We start from the raw sequence: 15,967 nt of genomic DNA on the forward strand, positions 1-15,967 counted from the left end.
GTCAGGAGTTGACGGCCTTCTTGTAGCCGCACCCTTCGTGATCGCAGAACAGGGTCGTGCCGTCCTTCTTGGTGATCTTCTCGAGGACGTACGGGTTGCCGCAGGATGGACAGCGCTCGGCGACGGGGCGGTACCAGGTCACGAAATCGCACTTGGGGTAGTTGTTGCAGCCGAAGAACACGCGGCCGCGGCGGGAGCGGCGCTCGACGATGCGACCGCCGCAGCCCTCGCGCGGGCAGTCGAGACCGACCTCCTTCAGCTTGATGTACTTGCACTCGGGATAGTTGGAGCAGGCGGTGAACTCACCGAAGCGGCCGTCCTTCACCGCCAGGGGCTTCCCGCACTGCGGGCAGGTCTCGTCGAGGATCCGGTCGGGCTTCTTGGTGATGGTGATCTTCCCTTCCTTGTCCATGGCGATCTTCTTCGTGTTGCGGCATTTCGGGTAGGCCGAGCAGGCGATGAACGGCCCGAAGCGCCCCTTGCGCAGGACCATCGGCGAGCCGCACTTCTCGCAGGTGCCATGGTCCTCGGGGATCGCGGGCGCTTCGGCGGCCGACCCCGCGACGCCCGGTTTGCCGCCGCCGTTGACCACCGTGGCGATCTCCTGCGTGTTCTTGCAGTCCGGATAGCCGGAGCAGGCCATGAAGCGCCCGTAGCGCCCCCACTTGATGACCATCGGCTTGCCGCACTTTTCGCAGGTGCGATCGGTCGGCTCCTCCATCTTCTTGATGTTTTCCATGTTCGCCGTCGCCGCCTTGAGGTCCTTGACGAACTGCTTGTGGAATCCCTTCAAGGCGTCGACGTAGTCGAGCCGGCCCTCTTCGATCTCGTCGAGCTCCTCCTCCATGCGGGCGGTGTACTTGACGTCCAGGATGTCCTCGAAGTGCTGCACGAGGAGATCGGTGACCGTCAGCCCGAGCTCGGTCGGGACAAACTTGCCGTCCTGCTTCTCGACGTAGTCGCGCGTCTGGATGGTGGACAGGATCGTGGCGTAGGTCGACGGGCGACCGATGCCGTTCTCCTCCAGCTCCTTCACCAGCGACGCCTCGGTGAAGCGGGGCGGCGGCTGGGTGAAGTGCTGCTTCGGATCGAGCTTCGTGAGCTTCAGGCGGTCCCCCTCGGCGAGCGGCGGCAGGGCGCGGTTCGCGTCGTCCTCGTCCTGGGCGTCCGGCGAGTCCTTCTTGCTCTTCTCGACGATGTCCTGGTACACGGCAAGATAGCCGGAGAACTTCATCGTCGATCCGGTGGCGCGGAACAGGCAGGGTCCCGCCCCGATGTCGGCCGTCGTCACGTCGAACACCGCAGACTTCATCTGCGAGGCGACGAAGCGGTTCCAGATCAGGCTGTAGAGCAGGAACTCGTCCTTCTGGACATACTTCTTGACGAGGTCGGGCGTGAGCTCCATGGAGGTCGGGCGGATCGCCTCGTGCGCTCCCTGCGTCATCTTGGCGGTCTTGTAATACCGCGGCTCCTCGGGCAGGAACTCCGGGCCGTGCGCCTTGACGATGTAGTCGCGCACCTCCTGCATGGCCTCGGGGGCGATGCGGGTCGAGTCGGTCCTCATGTAGGTGATGAGACCGACGGTCCCCTGATCGCCGAGGTCCATGCCTTCATACAGCCGCTGCGCCAGCGTCATGGTCTTGCGCACGGTGAATCCGAGCTTGCGCGAGGCGTCCTGCTGCAGCTTGGAGGTGATGAACGGCGGGACCGGGTTCTTCTTTTTCTCCTTGGCTTCGACCGACCGGACGACGAAGGTCGCCTTGTCGAGGGAGGCGACGACCGAGTCGGTCTCCTCCTTGGACTTCAGATCCGCCTTCTTGTCGTCGACCTTGAACAGCCTCGCCTCGAAAGGCGGCGGCTCCTTCGCCTCGAGGAGGGCGCCGAGCGTCCAGTACTCCTCCGGCTTGAACGCCAGGATCTCGCGCTCGCGCTCGACAACGATGCGCAGCGCAACCGACTGCACGCGCCCGGCCGACAGCCCCCGCCGGACCTTGTCCCACAGCAGCGGGCTGACCTTGTATCCCACCAGGCGGTCGAGGATGCGCCGCGCCTGCTGGGCGTCCACCCTGTTCGAGTCGATCTTCTGCGGCTCCTGGATGCCCTTCAGGACCGCCCGCTTGGTGATCTCGTTGAACATGACGCGGTACAGGTTCTTGTTGGTCTTCTTCAGGATCTCGGAGAGGTGCCAGCAGATCGCCTCGCCTTCGCGGTCGGGGTCGGGGGCCAAGAAGACCTTGTCGGCCGTCTCGGCCGCCTTCTTCAGATCGTCGATCACCTTCTTGCGTCCCGGCAGGATCTCGTAGGTCGGCTTGAAGTCGTGCTTCTCGTCCACGCCGAGACTCTTCTTCGGCAGATCGCGGACGTGTCCCATCGAGGCCTTCACGGTGAAGTTTCGGCCCAGGAATTTGTTGATCGTCTTCGCCTTGGCCGGGGACTCGACGATGACCAGCGACTTGCCCAAGTGCTCTCCTTGGCCCGTTTTCTGTCAGGACGCGGGCCGCGCTATCTTTTGAAAATATAGGCGACGGTCAAATTTTGCAAGCCGTCGACGTGAATCGTCGTCCCGGAAGCTGCCGCGCGAGGCCGCGCAGCTCCAGTTGGAGGAGCGTCGCCAGGAGCGGACCGGGCGCCAGCCCGCACGTCTCGGCCAGCCTCTCGATGCCGACGCCGCGTGTCGCCGGCAGACGGGAAAGAACCCGGCGCTCGTCGGGCGACAGTCCCGTCGAATCCCGCGCGCCGGCGTCCGGCGCGACCTCCTCCTCAGCCGTCGATCGTTCCGGGCGCGAGGCGACGACCGCCCGCGCCGCGTCCGCGATCTGCGGCGCCAGGTCCTCCAGCACGTCCGCCGCGGTCCGGCAGACGAGGGCACCGCCGCGCAGGAGACCGTTCGTCCCCTCGGCATTCGGCTCGTCCACGGCGCCGGGGACCGCGTATACCAGGCGCCCCTCGTCGGCCGCCAGCTCCGCGGTGATGAGAGACCCCGAGTCGCGCGCCGCCTCCACCACGACCGTGGCCCAGGACAAGGCCGCGATCACCCGGTTCCTCTCCGGGAAGTGACGCTTCAGGGGCGAGGCGCCGAATGGGAGCTCCGTCACAACGGCACCCGTGCGCGCGATCGATTCGGCGAGCCGCCGGTGCTCGACCGGATAGATCCGATCGAGACCCGAGCCCAGAACCGCGATCGTGCGCCCGCCCCCCTCCAGGGCGCCGGCGTGCGCGGCCGCGTCGATGCCTCGCGCCAGGCCGCTCACGACCGTGTACCCGGACGCCGACAGCGCCCGCCCGAGACCGCGTGCCGTCGCGAGGCCGTGGAGTGTCGCGCGGCGCGAACCGACGATGGCGATCGAGAGGACATCCTCGGGCCGCAGACCGCCCCACACGTACAGCAGCCAGGGCGGATCCGACGAAGCGCGCAGCATCGCCGGGTAGCGCTCGTCCTCGAGGGTCAGTACCGAGGCGCCATGGCTCCGCGCCCGGTGCAGCTCGGCGCGGGCCCCGGCCTCCCATCCTGGATGCAGCTCGGAGGTCAAAGGTTCCAGGAACGAAGACCAGCCGGCGCCTCCGCGTCCGGCCCCGGCGAAAATCCGCTGCCGCCTGCCGGGGCTGGCGGCGAAGTGCATGTTCAGTGCGGCCCAGAGCAGGGCCGAGCGGGACACGGAGCCTCGCAGCCGACGCGGGAAGGGCAGGACACTACCAGCGGCGGGCCGCGCTTGTCAAGGCAAGGGGAGTTGGGATATAAGAGGCCGCCGACTCGAAAGCGGCGGGAAAGCGCGGGAAACACGGCGCTTGAGTCACCGCGACCTTCCCCATCCAGCCGATCCGGTCAGAGAGAAATCACGGGAGTCCGACCGTCCTGCCGTCCGCGCGTTCGTCGCTTCGACTCGGGGCCCCCGTGCTCTGCGCCGCCCTCGGCGTCCTCGCGCCCTTCATGGGCCCGGACCGCCCGCCCGGAGGGACGACCAGCCCGGCCCCTCCTCCGGAGCGCTCCCTGTATGACGAGGCGGTCCGCCTTTACTCCGCCGGACGCTTCCAGGAGGCGTTGCAGGTGATCCACCGCGCGGCGGGAACGGGCGTGGAGACGACAGCGCTCCGCTCGCTCGCCGGCTGGTGCTGCCTCCGATCGGGAGCGGTTCGGCGGGCCGAGGCCGAGTTCCGCGCGGCGCTGCGGATCGACTCCGAGGCGGTCGATCCCCACGTCGGCCTGGGGTACGCGCGCCTGCGCGGAGGTTCACCGGCCGAAGCGGAAGGAGAATTCCGTTTCGCGCTGCGCGGGGAGGCCCGGAATCTCGACGCGCTGAAAGGACTCGGTCTCGCGCTCCGCGACCAGAAGAAGTACGCTGAAGCGGCGGAGGCGTTCAGTGACGCGCTGCGGCAGGAACCGGGCGATTCCGAGTCCAGGCATCTGCTCGGGCAGGTCCTCGCAGCGGCGGGCGCGTCGACGGAGTCGCGACCCCGCGGGCCCTCGAGCGAGACGCCGATGAATGTCGTCGCCCGGGCGCGGGACGGCCGGTTCTTCGTCCGCGACAGCGGACGCTTCCGGCCGCTGTTCGTGAAGGGAGTCAACATGGGGGTGGCGCTTCCGGGACGCTTCCCCGCGGAATTCCCGCAGGACGAGGCGACCTACGGCTCCTTTCTCTCGGACGTGTCCGGGATGGGGGCGAACGCGGTTCGTCTCTACACCCTCCTGCCACCGGCGTTCTACGCCGCGCTCGACCGGCACAACCGCGGGTCCGGAACGGGCGGGATCTGGCTCCTGCAGGGCGTGTGGACCGAGCCGCCGGCGGGGGACGACTACGACGGAGAGGCCTTCGTCCGGGAATTCAGGGACGAGATCCGCCGCGTGATAGACGCCGTGCACGGCAACCTCGACCTCGGGCCGCGGCCGGGGCACGCACAGGGCGCGTACCGCGCGGATGTCTCGGCGCGCGTGCTCGGCTACGTGCTGGGGCGCGAGTGGGAGCCCCAGTCGGTGGCGACGTACGACGGCTGGTTCGCGAAAGGCGGCAGGGAGTCGTTCGCCGGGCCCTATTTCACGGCCCGCATCGAATACGGCGCCACGCCGTTCGAGCTGTGGCTGGCCCGCACCATGGACTTCGCCGTGCAGTACGAGACCGACACCTACCGCCAGCAGCGGCCGGTGTCGTTCGTGAACTGGCCCACGCTCGATCCCCTGCGTCATCCGACCGAATCGACCGCCGCGGAGGAGGCCGCCCTGGTCCGCAAAATGGGTGACGCGGAGGCCGCGGGGATGATCGAGGCCTACGACGAGTGCGAGGACTGCGTTTCCGTGGATGCGGCGCACATCGTGCCGACCGGGAGGGCGCAGGGCGGGAGCTTCGCCACCTACCACGCCTATCCTTATTATCCCGACTTCATGAATCTCGACCCCGGTTATGGCCAAGCGCGCGACTCGCGGGGTCCGAGCAATTACATCGGCTACCTGCGCGACCTCAAGACGCACCACGGCGCCCAGCCGGTGCTGATCGGCGAGACCGGCGTCCCGAGCAGCCGCGGGGTCTCGCACCTGCAGCCGCAGGGGTGGAACCACGGCGGCCACAGCGAGCGCGAGCAGGGGGAGATCGACGCCCGGCTGATGATGGACATCGACGAGGCGGGTCTCGCGGGGGGCGTCCTGTTCGCTCTCGTGGACGAGTGGTTCAAGAGAAACTGGCTGGTGCTTGATTTCGAGACGCCCGCCGAGCGCAAGCCGCTGTGGCTGAACGTCCTGGATCCGGAGGAGGGGTACGGGATCCTCGCCGCCAGGCCGGGTCAGGCTGGATTCCGGGTGATCATCGACGGCAGGCCTTCCGACTGGACCGGCGTCGCACCGCTTCTGTCCCGGCGGGAGGGGGGGCCGGAGCGATCGTTCAAGGACGGCTACGATCGCGCGCGGACGCTGCGGGGAATCGAGGTGACCTCGGACGAGGCCTACCTCTACATCCGGCTCGACGTGGACCGCCTCGACAGCGACGGGGACGGCCTCCCCGACTGGGGCAAGGCGGCCTACCTGATCGGCATCGACACCTATGACGGTCGCCTGGGAGACCACCGGCTGCCGATCACCGACCCGGCGTCGTCGCCCGCCGGCCTCGAGTTCTGCGTCGTCCTCGACGGCCGGGACACCTCCCGTCTTCTGGTCGATGCCCCCTACGACATCCAGTCGAACCGCCACCGCCGCCCCTTCGCCTCGGTCGAGAATACCGACGGCCGCTTCGTGGAGATGAAGGTCGAGACGAACCGAAGGCGTGTCGGGCGCGACGGCACCGTCTACCCGGCGCGTCAATCGAGCCGCTCGCCGCTCCTCCACGCCTCGATGGATCCTCGCGATCGCGACTATTCGACCCTGGCCGACTGGCGCGTGGGAGTCGCAGAGAACCTGATCGAGATCCGCCTGGCCTGGGGGCTTTTGAACGTGACCGATCCGTCCTCGCGCTGCGTCCTGCACGACGATCCGGGGAATCTCCGCAAGGTCGGGTGCATCGAAACCGCGGGATTCCGTTTCTACGCAGTGGCGGTCAAGCCCGGAGGCACCCCCTTTGGACCGACCCCGTTCGACGCGCGCCTGGCCGACCGGCTGCCGCGGGGAGACCTCGCGAAGCCGTCCGATCTGCCGATGTACACGTGGCGGGGCTGGGACCAGCCCGCCTCGCGTATCGAGAAGAAAGAGACGTGGCCGATCCTGAAGCGGGCGTTCGAGTCGCTTCCGAAGCGGAACCCGGCGCCGTGATCCGCATCCCTCCGGCCACGCTCGCCCTGATCGCTCTCGCCGCGGCGCCGGCCGCCGGGTCTCCCGTCCGGGCGGCAACACCGGCCGCCGCCGCGCACGAGTCTCCCGCAGCACCGGCCCCGGGCGACGCGGCCGCGCGTCCCCTGGCCGAGATGATCAAGGAGGCCGACGCCGCGTTCGCACGTGAAGACTTCGGAACGGCCAGGACCCTCTACGAGCAGGTGACCCGGCTGCAGCCGGACAACGTCCGCGCCGTGCACCGGCTCGCGCTCCTGCAGTCGTGGGACGACGAACTCGAAGCGTCGGCGGCCAACTACCGCCGCGCCCTGGCCCTGGCGCCGGACGACTTCGACATCCGGCTCGGGCTCGCCCGTGTGCTGTCCTGGAGGCACGACTACGACGAATCGATCGCGCTGTACCGGGCGCTGCGAGAGACACATCCCGACGATGCGCGCGTCCTCCTCGGCCTGGGGAACTGTCTCTCGTGGGCCGGCCGCTACTCCGAGGCCGAGGCCGTCTTCAAGGACATGGAGGATCGCCGGATCGAGCCGGTCCAGGCGCACGCGGGCCGGGCGCGCCTGCGCGGCTGGCAGGGGAACCTGGACGAGGCGGAGCATTTCTGGCGCGACGTCCTGCGCGCCGATCCCGGCAACCTCGACGCGCGCATCGGCATGGCGTACGTGCACCACTGGCAGGGTCTCGACCGCACGGCGCGCGAGCAGGCCGACAACATCGTCCTCGACCATCCGGAGAGCAAGGACGCGAAGGAGCTGAAGGAGACGATCCGCCGGACCCTCCGCCCGCACGCCGACGCGGACACCTTCCGGTACGGCGACACCGACTCCAACCGGGTGGACGGTGCTGTGGCGTCGTGCACGTTCATGGCCGAGCCGCAGACGTCCATCCGCATCGCCTACTCGACGTACGACGCCTCGTTCCGCTGCAAGGACGGGCGGTTCTGCGACGAGCCGGGTCTCGCCGTCGGCGACGCGATCGACACGCGGGCGCAGTCGCTCTCGGGCACGCTGACGTCGCGCGTGATCCGGCCGCTGACCTTCAACGCCCGCCTGGGCGCGGTCCGCGAGGAGACCTTCGGCGGAGGGGCGCGCCTGGTCGGAACGCTCGGCGGCTACCTGCGCTGGCAGGTCGGGCCGCGGTTCGCCGTGGGAACGAGCGGGGGGCGCGAGGCGTTCCTCGACACCGCTCCCCTCATCGACCGCGGCATCCGAACGACCGACGCGAACGCGCGCGTGGAGTTCCGCTACCGGCCCGCGTGGCTCCTGTCGGGGAGCGCCGGAGCCGCGTCGTTCTCCGACGGCAACGCGCGCCGCACCGCGGGCGCCGCGCTCGAGTGGCGTCTGCCCGTGTCCCATCCGTGGGTCTCGGGCACCTTCGACGTGCGCTACCGCGGATTCAACGCCGACGAGGACAACGGCTACTTCGACCCGCTGCGCTACGACTCGGAGCTCCTGACCGTGGCGGTCCGGGACGACTGCCGCGACGGGAGGTTCTACTGGCATCTGGAGGGAACTTACGGGCGGCAGGCCTTCACGCTCGGTGCCGTCAAGCGTGACGACGCGGTGAGCGGCGGCAACGCCCTGGCGGGGATCAACTTCGCGAACGGGAGGGCGGCCTTCGAGGCGTCGTACGCGCGCAGCGACTACGCCCTGAACGTCGCGCAGGGATTCACGTACAGCCGGACGGGGTTCTACTTCCGGTTCCGGTTCTAAGACGCGAAGGGACGGAACGGGGGCCGACGGAATGGCGACGGCGGTGCCGGGCCGGGAACGGATCCTGATCGCGGACGGCGACCCGCTGGCGAGGCGCTTCGTGGGCGCGCTTTTGGCGAACAACGGCTATGAGGTGCACCTCGCCGAGGACGGCGACTCGGTTCTTCGGAGCGCCGTCTCGCTGAAGCCCCGTCTCCTGGTCATCGACCTCGTTCTCCCGGGCAAGGACGGCTTCGAGGTGCTGCACGCCCTGAAGGGGGAGCCGGCCACGGCCCGGCTTCCGGTGCTGATCCTTTCGGTGAAGGACCGCGAGGAGGACGTCGTCAAGGCTCTCAGCCTCGGAGCGGAGGACTACGTGAGCAGGCCGTTCAGCACGCGGGAGCTTCTGGCCCGCATCCGCAAGATCCTGGAAAGAACCGGGTAGCCGCGGTGGAGCCGATGCGTCTCCTGATGGTCCGGGTCGTCGAGGGAGTCGGCGGGTTCCTCCTCCTGCTCACCGTGGCCATCGTCATCAACAAGGCGCTGCGGGAGATGGGGGAGAGGCTCGACCGGCGCAGGCGCGCCCTGCTCGAGCCCCTGGTGTTCGAGTACCTCGGTGCGGCCACGTCCAGGCCGCTCCGTGACGTCCTGCCGGAACCGCCGTCGCGGCGCGATCGGCGTCTGCTGGAGCGGATCCTCCTGGAATCGGCGCGTCTCGTGAAGGGAAGCACCCAGGAGCGGATCACCGCCGCCTTCGAGGGGCAGGGCGCGGTGCGCGAGGCGATCCGCGCCCTGGAAAGCGCCCGCTGGTGGAAGCGCGCCGACGCCGCCGAAAAGCTGGGCCTGATGCGAAGCAAGGCGGCCGTCGAACCGCTCGTCCAGCGGATGAACGATCCGGAGCCGGAAGTCCGCATCCGCGCGGCGCGCGCCCTGGGTCTCATCCGGGGCAGGACCTCGATCCGCCCGCTCGTCGGCGCCCTGGCCGATCCCAGCCGCTGGTCGGCCATCCGTGTCGCCGAGATTCTGATCAGCGTGGGCAGCGAGGCCGTGGACGAGCTGCTCGCGGCCTTCGACACCCTGCCGCAGAACGGCCGTGTCTCGGCCCTCGACGTGCTGGGCCGCATCCGGGGTCTGCGTGCCCTCGGGCTGATGAAGAGCTGCCTCCTCGATCCGCACCCCGACATCCGGGCGCGCGCGGCGCACGGGCTCGGCCTCATCGGCGACCCGGGAACCACACCGGATCTGGTCGCGGCGCTCCAGGACCAGGAGTGGCCGGTACGCGCCATGGCCGCCAAGTCGCTCGGCAGGCTCGGGGACCCGTCGGCCATCCTCCCCCTGCGGGAGGCGATGAAGGACCGCCGGTGGTGGGTACGCTACAACTCCGGTGAAGCGCTGCGCCACATGGGGAACGCGGGTCTCGAGGCGCTCACCGACATGCTGAGCTCGGACGATCCGTACGCCCGTCACATGGCCGTGGCGCAGCTCGAGGAGGGGCGGGTCATCGACCAGTTCGTCGCCGAATTGACCTCGAGCGACAGCCCCACGCGCGCCGCGGCCATCCGATTCATCGACAAGGTCACCGCGGCGGCGCGCATCGACGAGCGCACGCGGCAGGCGGCCACGAGCGCTCAGGAGGGCGTGCGCCAGGCCCTGTCCCATATCCTCAGGGCGCCCGCGCCGCCCGGAGGCGGAGGCGTTCGATGACCTGGATCTCGATCCTGACCCTCACCGTCCTCGGGTTCAACCGCTGGGTGATCTACTACTTCGGACTCCTCAACGGCATCTATCTCCTGCTCTTTCTGGTGTCGTTCGTCGAAGTGATGCGTTTCGTCAAGCGGACGTTCTTCTCCGATTACGAGCAGATCCTCCGGTCCGACATGACCTGGCCGATCTCGATGATCGTCCCGGCCTTCAACGAGGCGCGTTCCATCGTCGAGACCGTGCGCTCGCTTCTGGGAGTGAACTACGGTCAGTTCGAGGTCGTCATCGTGAACGACGGTTCGACCGACGGGACCCTCGAGCGCCTCATCGAGACGTTCGAGCTGAAGCGCACCGACCGGATCTACCACCGCACCCTGCCGACCGGCCCGGTGCGCGGGATCTACTGGTCGCTCGAATACGCCAACCTGATCGTCGTGGACAAGGAATGGAGCGGGAAGGCGGAGGCGCTGAACACCGGCATCAACGTGTCCCGCTACCCCCTGTTCTGCTCCGTCGACGCCGACTCGATCATCGAGGACAACGCGCTCCTCCGCGTCGTCAAGCCGTTCATGGAGCATCCTCAGGAAATGGTCGCGGCGGGAGGCATCGTGCGCATCGTGAACGGCTGCGAGGTGCGCGAGGGGCGCGTGCTGCGGATCGGCCTGCCGAAGAAGGCCCTGCCCGTCTTCCAGGTCGTGGAGTATCTCCGCGCGTTCCTCGGGGGGCGCATCGGCTGGAGCAGCCTGAGGTCCCTGCTGATCATCTCCGGCGCCTTCGGGCTGTACCGTAAGTCGGAGGTCATCGCCGCGGGCGGTTACGACTCGTGGTCCGAGACCGAGGACCTCGAGCTGGTGCTGAAGCTCCACGAGCACATGCGCAGGAGCGGACGGAAGTACCGCATCGTCTTCGTCCCCGACCCGGTCTGCTGGACCGAGGTCCCGAGCACCTTCCGGGTGCTGGCGCGCCAGCGCAACCGTTGGCATCGGGGCATGCTGCAGAGCCTCTGGCGCCACAGGCGGATGATCCTGAACCCGGAGCACGGCGCCATCGGCATGCTCGGACTCCCCTATTTTCTGCTGTTCGAGACCCTCGGCCCCTTCGTCGAGATCCTCGGCTACGTCATGGTCGCCCTGTCCTTCTGGCTCGGAGTCCTGAATCTCGATTTCTTCGTGCTCTTCCTCATCTTCGCCATCTTCTTCGGCGTCTTCCTGTCCGTCGCCGCCGTCCTGCTGGAAGAGATCTCCTTCAGGCGCTATCCCGGCTGGGAGCATCTCGCCCGGCTGGTCCTCTACGGTGTCCTCGAGAACCTCGGCTACCGCCAGAGCCTCGCGCTGTTCAAGGTGAAGGCGTTCTGGGACTTCCTGCGCGGCCACCGCAAGGCCTGGGGGCGGATGGAGCGGGAGGGGTTCCGGGCGGCCGGGGAAAGACCCGCGGCCTGACCTAGCCCGCCAGGATCCTCTTGACCTCTCCCACGAGGTAGAGGGAGCCGCTGACGACGACGAGAGCCCCGGGGGAAGCCTCGTCGAGGGCGAGCCGCACAGCCCCTTCGACCGACGGTGCGTGCCTGGTGTCGGAGTGCCGCTCGGCCGCCAGACGCGACAGCGTCCCCGGTGCCTCGCCGCGAGGGACGGGAAGCCCCGTGACGACCACCGTCTGCGCCAGCGGACACAGGATGTCGAGCATCTCGGCCACGGGCTTGTCCTTCATCGCCGCGAACACGAGGGTCGCCGGGCGGCCGGACTGGTACTCCTCCAGGTACGCCGCGAGAGTCGCGCAGCCGGCCGGGTTGTGGGCCCCGTCGAGGAGGAGATCGGGATGGGCGCGTATGAGCTCGAGCCGGCCAGGCCAGACGGCGTCGCGGAGGCCGGCCGCGATCGTCCCGGGGTCGATGCCCCGGACCCCGGCGGCGGCGAGCCGCTCGGCGACTAGGACGGCGGTCACTGCGTTCTCGACTTGATGAACCCCGCGCAGCGACAGGTGGAGCTCGGGATAGCGGCCGCCCGAGGGCGTGACCAGGGAGAATACGGGAGGATCGGGAAAACGGATCGGGCGGGCGGGGCGAGGGCCCGCGCCCCCGCGCCGCGCGGCTCCCCGGGTCGCATCTTCGAGGGGTCGGATCTCGCAGTCGAGGGTCGACGCCAGGTGGGCCCCGACTCGCCTGGCCTCGCCTCGAATCACTTCGAGCGCCGCGGTCTCCTGTCTCGAAACGGCAGCCGGTACGCCCGGCCGGAGGATGCCCGCCTTCTGGTAGGCGATTTCCCCGAGCGTCCCGCCGAGCCACTGGGTGTGGTCCATGGCGATCTGCGTGACGGCGCAGACCAGGGGAGTGACGACGTTGGTGGCGTCGAACCGGCCCCCCATCCCCACCTCGAGCACGACGATCGGCACCTTCCGCGCGCGGAAATGCAGGAAGGCGAGCGCGGTCGTGGCCTCGAAGTAGGTCGGCGGGTCGTTCCGCAGCAGGCGATCGGCCGCGATCACATCGCGCAGCTCGGAGGTGAGGGCGGCCAGCTCGGATGCGGCGATCGGCGCCTCTCCCACGACGATCCGCTCTTCGAACCGAACCAGGTGCGGCGAGGTGTAGACACCGGGCGCGTGCCCCGCCTGCCTCAGGATCGAGGCCACGTCGGCCGCGACGGAGCCCTTGCCGTTCGTGCCGGCGATCAGCACGGAAGGGTACGTCGCCTGCGGGTCACCCAGGCGGTCGAGAAGCCTCCGGATCCGGTCCAGACCCGGACGAATGCCCAGGACCTCGAGGGAATCGAGGTAGGCGAGCGCTTCCTCGTAGGTCACGATACCCCGCATCGGCGAAGACCCTGAAGATCGTCCCCGCCGGAGAAGAGTATGCGCCCGGATCGATTCATTCCGGATCGGGGTGGACACGCCCCTGGCGCGAGATCTCCTCGAGCGTCCGGCCGCGCGTCTCCTCGCCGAAGAAGACGACCGAAAGAGACCCCGCCGCCAGGACCGCGGCGAACATGACGAAGACGGAGGTGAAGCCGCCGCCTCCGCCCGCCATCAGCCTGCCGACGGCGAGCGGGGCCAGGAGGCCTCCGATGCGGCCGAAGGCGGCGGCAAACCCGGTCCCGGTGCCGCGCAGCCAAGTCGGATAGAGCTCGGGAGTGTAGCCGTACGTCACGCCCCAGGCCCCCAGGTTGAAGAACGACAGGAGGCAGCCCCAGAGGATGAGATCAGTCTCGGCGCGGGCGCTGCCGAAGAAGAACGAGCCGAGGGCGCAGAGAAGCATGAACGGAATGAGAGTCGCCTTGCGGCCGATTTTCTCGACCAGCCAGGCGGCGGTGAAATAGCCCGGGATCTGCGCCAGCGTGATGATGAGAGTGAACCGGAACGACGTGGCTAGCGGAAATCCCTGCCCGGCCAGCAGGGTCGGCAGCCATGTGAAGATGCCGTAGTACGAGTAGGCCATCGTGAACCAGAGGAGCCACAGCATGACGGTGCGGCGCGCCAGATCCCCGCAAAAAAGGTCGCGCAGGCGGGGCGTCCGGCGCACCGTCGGGGCGGAGTCGGAGTCCGGCTGGAGGGGGGATCCCGCCGGGATACCGCTCTCCGCTTCGATCGATCGGATGACCGTCTCCGCCTGATCCAGCCGGCCGCAGGACGACAGATAGCGTGGAGATTCGGGAAGGGCGCGGCGGAGCACGATCAGATACAGAGCCGGCAGAGCCCCGATGAAAAACGCGAGACGCCAAGGGAATCCGTGCCCGGTCATCTCGGCCCTGCGGGCCAGGATCTCGGCAATGATCGCGGCGGCGGCCCACCCGAAGGCCCAGAATGATTCGAGGAGCACGACGAGCCGGCCGCGGTGCTTCGCGGGGGCGAACTCGCTGACGAGGGCGGCCGCGACCGGCAGCTCCCCCCCCAGGCCGAATCCGACCAGGAAGCGGAGGACGAGCAGGGACCAGAATCCCTGCGCCAGGGCGCACAATCCGGTGGCGATGCTGAACACCAGGAGGGTCGTCTGGAATACCGTCTTGCGGCCGAAGCGGTCGGCGAGGCTCCCGGCCACCGCCCCTCCGACGAACATGCCGGCGAGCCCCGCACTGTTGAGGAACGCGACGCGGTCGGGGGACAGGTGCCATTCCGACTTGAGGCGCGCCACGACGAACGACATGAGCCCGCCGTCCATGGAGTCGAACAGCCAGCCGAGTCCGCTCAAAAGGAGCAGCCGGTAATGAAAACCGGAGAGAGGGAGGCGGTCCAGCCGATCGGCGACCCTCATGCGGGGGAGGGAACGCCTAGCTGACTTCGGGCGACGGGGTGATCTTGGCGCGGGCGGCGATCGGCGTGGGGAACGGCAGAGGCTCGCGCGTCCGCCCCGGCGGGCCGGAGGCGACGCTTCCCGACCCGCTCGCGGCTGCGCCCGGGGCGGTTCCAGAGCCGGCGGTGGACACGGGGGCGGTCGCGGCCGAGGGGGCCGCGGCGGCGAGAGCCTCCGTGTTGTACATGAAATTCAGACAACGGATGAGAACGCCGCGCATCTCGCGCCGCTCGACGATGAAATCGAGCATCCCCTTCTCCACCAGGAACTCCGAGCGCTGAAACTCGTCGGGGAGCTTCTCCCGGATCGTCTGTTCGATGACCCGGGGCCCCGCGAATCCGATGAGCGCCTTCGGCTCGGCAATATTGATGTCTCCGAGCATGGCGAACGAAGCGGTCACGCCGCCGGTCGTCGGATCGGTCAGGATCGAGATGTAGGGGACGCCGGCCTCGTGCAGCTTCCCGAGCGCGGCGCTGATCTTGGCCATTTGCATCAAGGAGAGGGCCCCCTCCTGCATCCGCGCCCCGCCTGAGCAGGAGATCACCACGAGGGGAATGCGTTCGTCGAGGGCACGCTCCACGGAGCGGGTGACCTTCTCACCGACCGCCGAGCCCATCGACCCGCCCATGAAGCCGTACTCCATCACCGACATCATCACCTGGTGACCGCCGATAGCACCCCTGGCGTTGATGATGGCGTCATTGAGGCCGGTCTTCTCGCGATATTCTCGCAGGCGGTCCTTGTAGGGCTTCAGATCCCTGAACTTGAGGGGGTCGACCGAGTAGATGTCGGTATCGACCTCCTGGTAGCGCGCGTCGTCGAAAAGTGCGGAGAGCCGCTCCCGTGCCGAGATGCGGAAATGGTAATTGCACTTGGGGCAGACGTTGGCGTTCCGGAGGACTTCCTTCTTATAGATGATTTCCTTGCAGCCGTTGCACTTGACCCACAGCCCCTCGGGGACCTGGATGCGCTTGTGCTCGACCGGCTGCTTGGGCTTCCTGATCTTTTTGAACCACGCGATTTCCATCTCGTCACATCCCTCGAGGCGGGGGGCCGCGGCCAGAGAATGCCGTGGATCATATCGCCACCGGCAGACACGGTCAAGAACTGCCTTCCTGGACCGGCCGGTGGGCTCGAGCATACTTTGACGCCCCCTGACTGAACAGGCGCGGTACACCTATGGGACATGACCGGACGACGGCTGTACACGATTAACAAGACCATTATTATCAACAGTATAGATAGTCATCATCGCTTTTTATGGCGGTCTTCTGTTCGAAGCGTGTGCATTCGCTGGTCACGAGGGAATGGTCCGTAGATCTTCAGAGTGAACCATACACGTCGAGTTCAATACTCTGATCATGGCTGGTAACTATCACAAAATAAATTTGATATCCAGAATACGACAGGCTTGTACAAGGGTGTTCATGGGTGGTGGCACCCCCCTTGCTCTAGTACGGGCGACCAGTCGTGAAGGCCAAACCATCCGCGAGGGTGGGACGGAAAGCCGCGGGTCTCTCGGAGACAGCCGGGTTGCCAGCTGGACGGCCC

General features: G+C 68.1%; 9 protein-coding genes, 1 pseudogene and 1 riboswitch. Of the genes and pseudogenes, 5 read left to right on the forward strand and 5 right to left on the reverse strand.

Annotated features, from left to right (window positions below; translation table 11 throughout):
• Window position 1 precedes the first annotated feature (1 nt).
• Window positions 2-2,461 carry a type I DNA topoisomerase gene (gene topA, locus VEW47_03695; protein ID HYS04275.1) on the reverse strand — a complete coding sequence of 820 codons (2,460 nt, stop codon included), beginning with the start codon at window positions 2,459-2,461 and terminating at the stop codon, window positions 2-4.
• Window positions 2,462-2,528: 67 nt separating this feature from the next.
• Window positions 2,529-3,656: a DNA-processing protein DprA gene (gene dprA, locus VEW47_03700; GenBank protein HYS04276.1), complete on the reverse strand. Its 1,128-nt coding sequence runs from the start codon at window positions 3,654-3,656 to the stop codon at window positions 2,529-2,531.
• 236 nt (window positions 3,657-3,892) lie between these two features.
• On the opposite strand from dprA, the gene VEW47_03705 reads away from it, so the two are divergent.
• Genes VEW47_03705 through VEW47_03725 form a run of 5 tightly spaced genes read left to right on the forward strand, consistent with a single transcriptional unit; the run spans window position 3,893 to window position 11,576 of the window.
• Window positions 3,893-6,727, forward strand: coding sequence for a tetratricopeptide repeat protein (locus VEW47_03705; protein ID HYS04277.1), 2,835 nt, complete (start codon window positions 3,893-3,895; stop codon window positions 6,725-6,727).
• Complete coding sequence (locus VEW47_03710; protein ID HYS04278.1) at window positions 6,670-8,457, forward strand: tetratricopeptide repeat protein; 1,788 nt, start codon at window positions 6,670-6,672, stop codon at window positions 8,455-8,457. Before VEW47_03705 ends, VEW47_03710 begins: the two co-directional genes overlap by 58 nt.
• 31 nt (window positions 8,458-8,488) lie before the next feature.
• Entirely contained in the window at window positions 8,489-8,881 is a 393-nt protein-coding gene (locus tag VEW47_03715) for a response regulator (protein HYS04279.1), read from the forward strand.
• Window positions 8,882-8,895: 14 nt separating this feature from the next.
• Complete coding sequence (locus VEW47_03720) at window positions 8,896-10,140, forward strand: HEAT repeat domain-containing protein (GenBank protein ID HYS04280.1); 1,245 nt, start codon at window positions 8,896-8,898, stop codon at window positions 10,138-10,140.
• Complete coding sequence (locus VEW47_03725; GenBank protein ID HYS04281.1) at window positions 10,137-11,576, forward strand: glycosyltransferase; 1,440 nt, start codon at window positions 10,137-10,139, stop codon at window positions 11,574-11,576. The genes VEW47_03720 and VEW47_03725 overlap by 4 nt, the downstream gene beginning before the upstream one ends.
• A gap of 1 nt (window position 11,577) precedes the next feature.
• On the opposite strand, the gene VEW47_03730 is transcribed toward VEW47_03725, so the two are convergent.
• The 3 genes and pseudogenes from VEW47_03730 to accD all read right to left on the reverse strand — a co-directional run bounded on the left by VEW47_03730 (window position 11,578) and on the right by accD (window position 15,443).
• Window positions 11,578-12,930 carry a folylpolyglutamate synthase/dihydrofolate synthase family protein gene (locus VEW47_03730; GenBank protein ID HYS04282.1) on the reverse strand — a complete coding sequence of 451 codons (1,353 nt, stop codon included), beginning with the start codon at window positions 12,928-12,930 and terminating at the stop codon, window positions 11,578-11,580.
• Window positions 12,931-12,997: 67 nt separating this feature from the next.
• Window positions 12,998-14,377 (reverse strand): MFS transporter, encoded by a 1,380-nt coding sequence (locus VEW47_03735; protein HYS04283.1) that lies wholly within the window; start codon window positions 14,375-14,377, stop codon window positions 12,998-13,000.
• Window positions 14,378-14,600: 223 nt separating this feature from the next.
• Window positions 14,601-15,443: pseudogene (gene accD / locus VEW47_03740) on the reverse strand (acetyl-CoA carboxylase, carboxyltransferase subunit beta).
• 439 nt (window positions 15,444-15,882) lie between these two features.
• Window positions 15,883-15,957: riboswitch (cyclic di-GMP riboswitch) on the forward strand.
• The last annotated feature ends 10 nt before the right edge of the window (window positions 15,958-15,967 follow it).

The sequence above is a fragment of the Candidatus Dormiibacterota bacterium genome, from assembly GCA_035635555.1.
Lineage (GTDB): Bacteria > Acidobacteriota > Polarisedimenticolia > Gp22-AA2 > Gp22-AA2 > Gp22-AA3.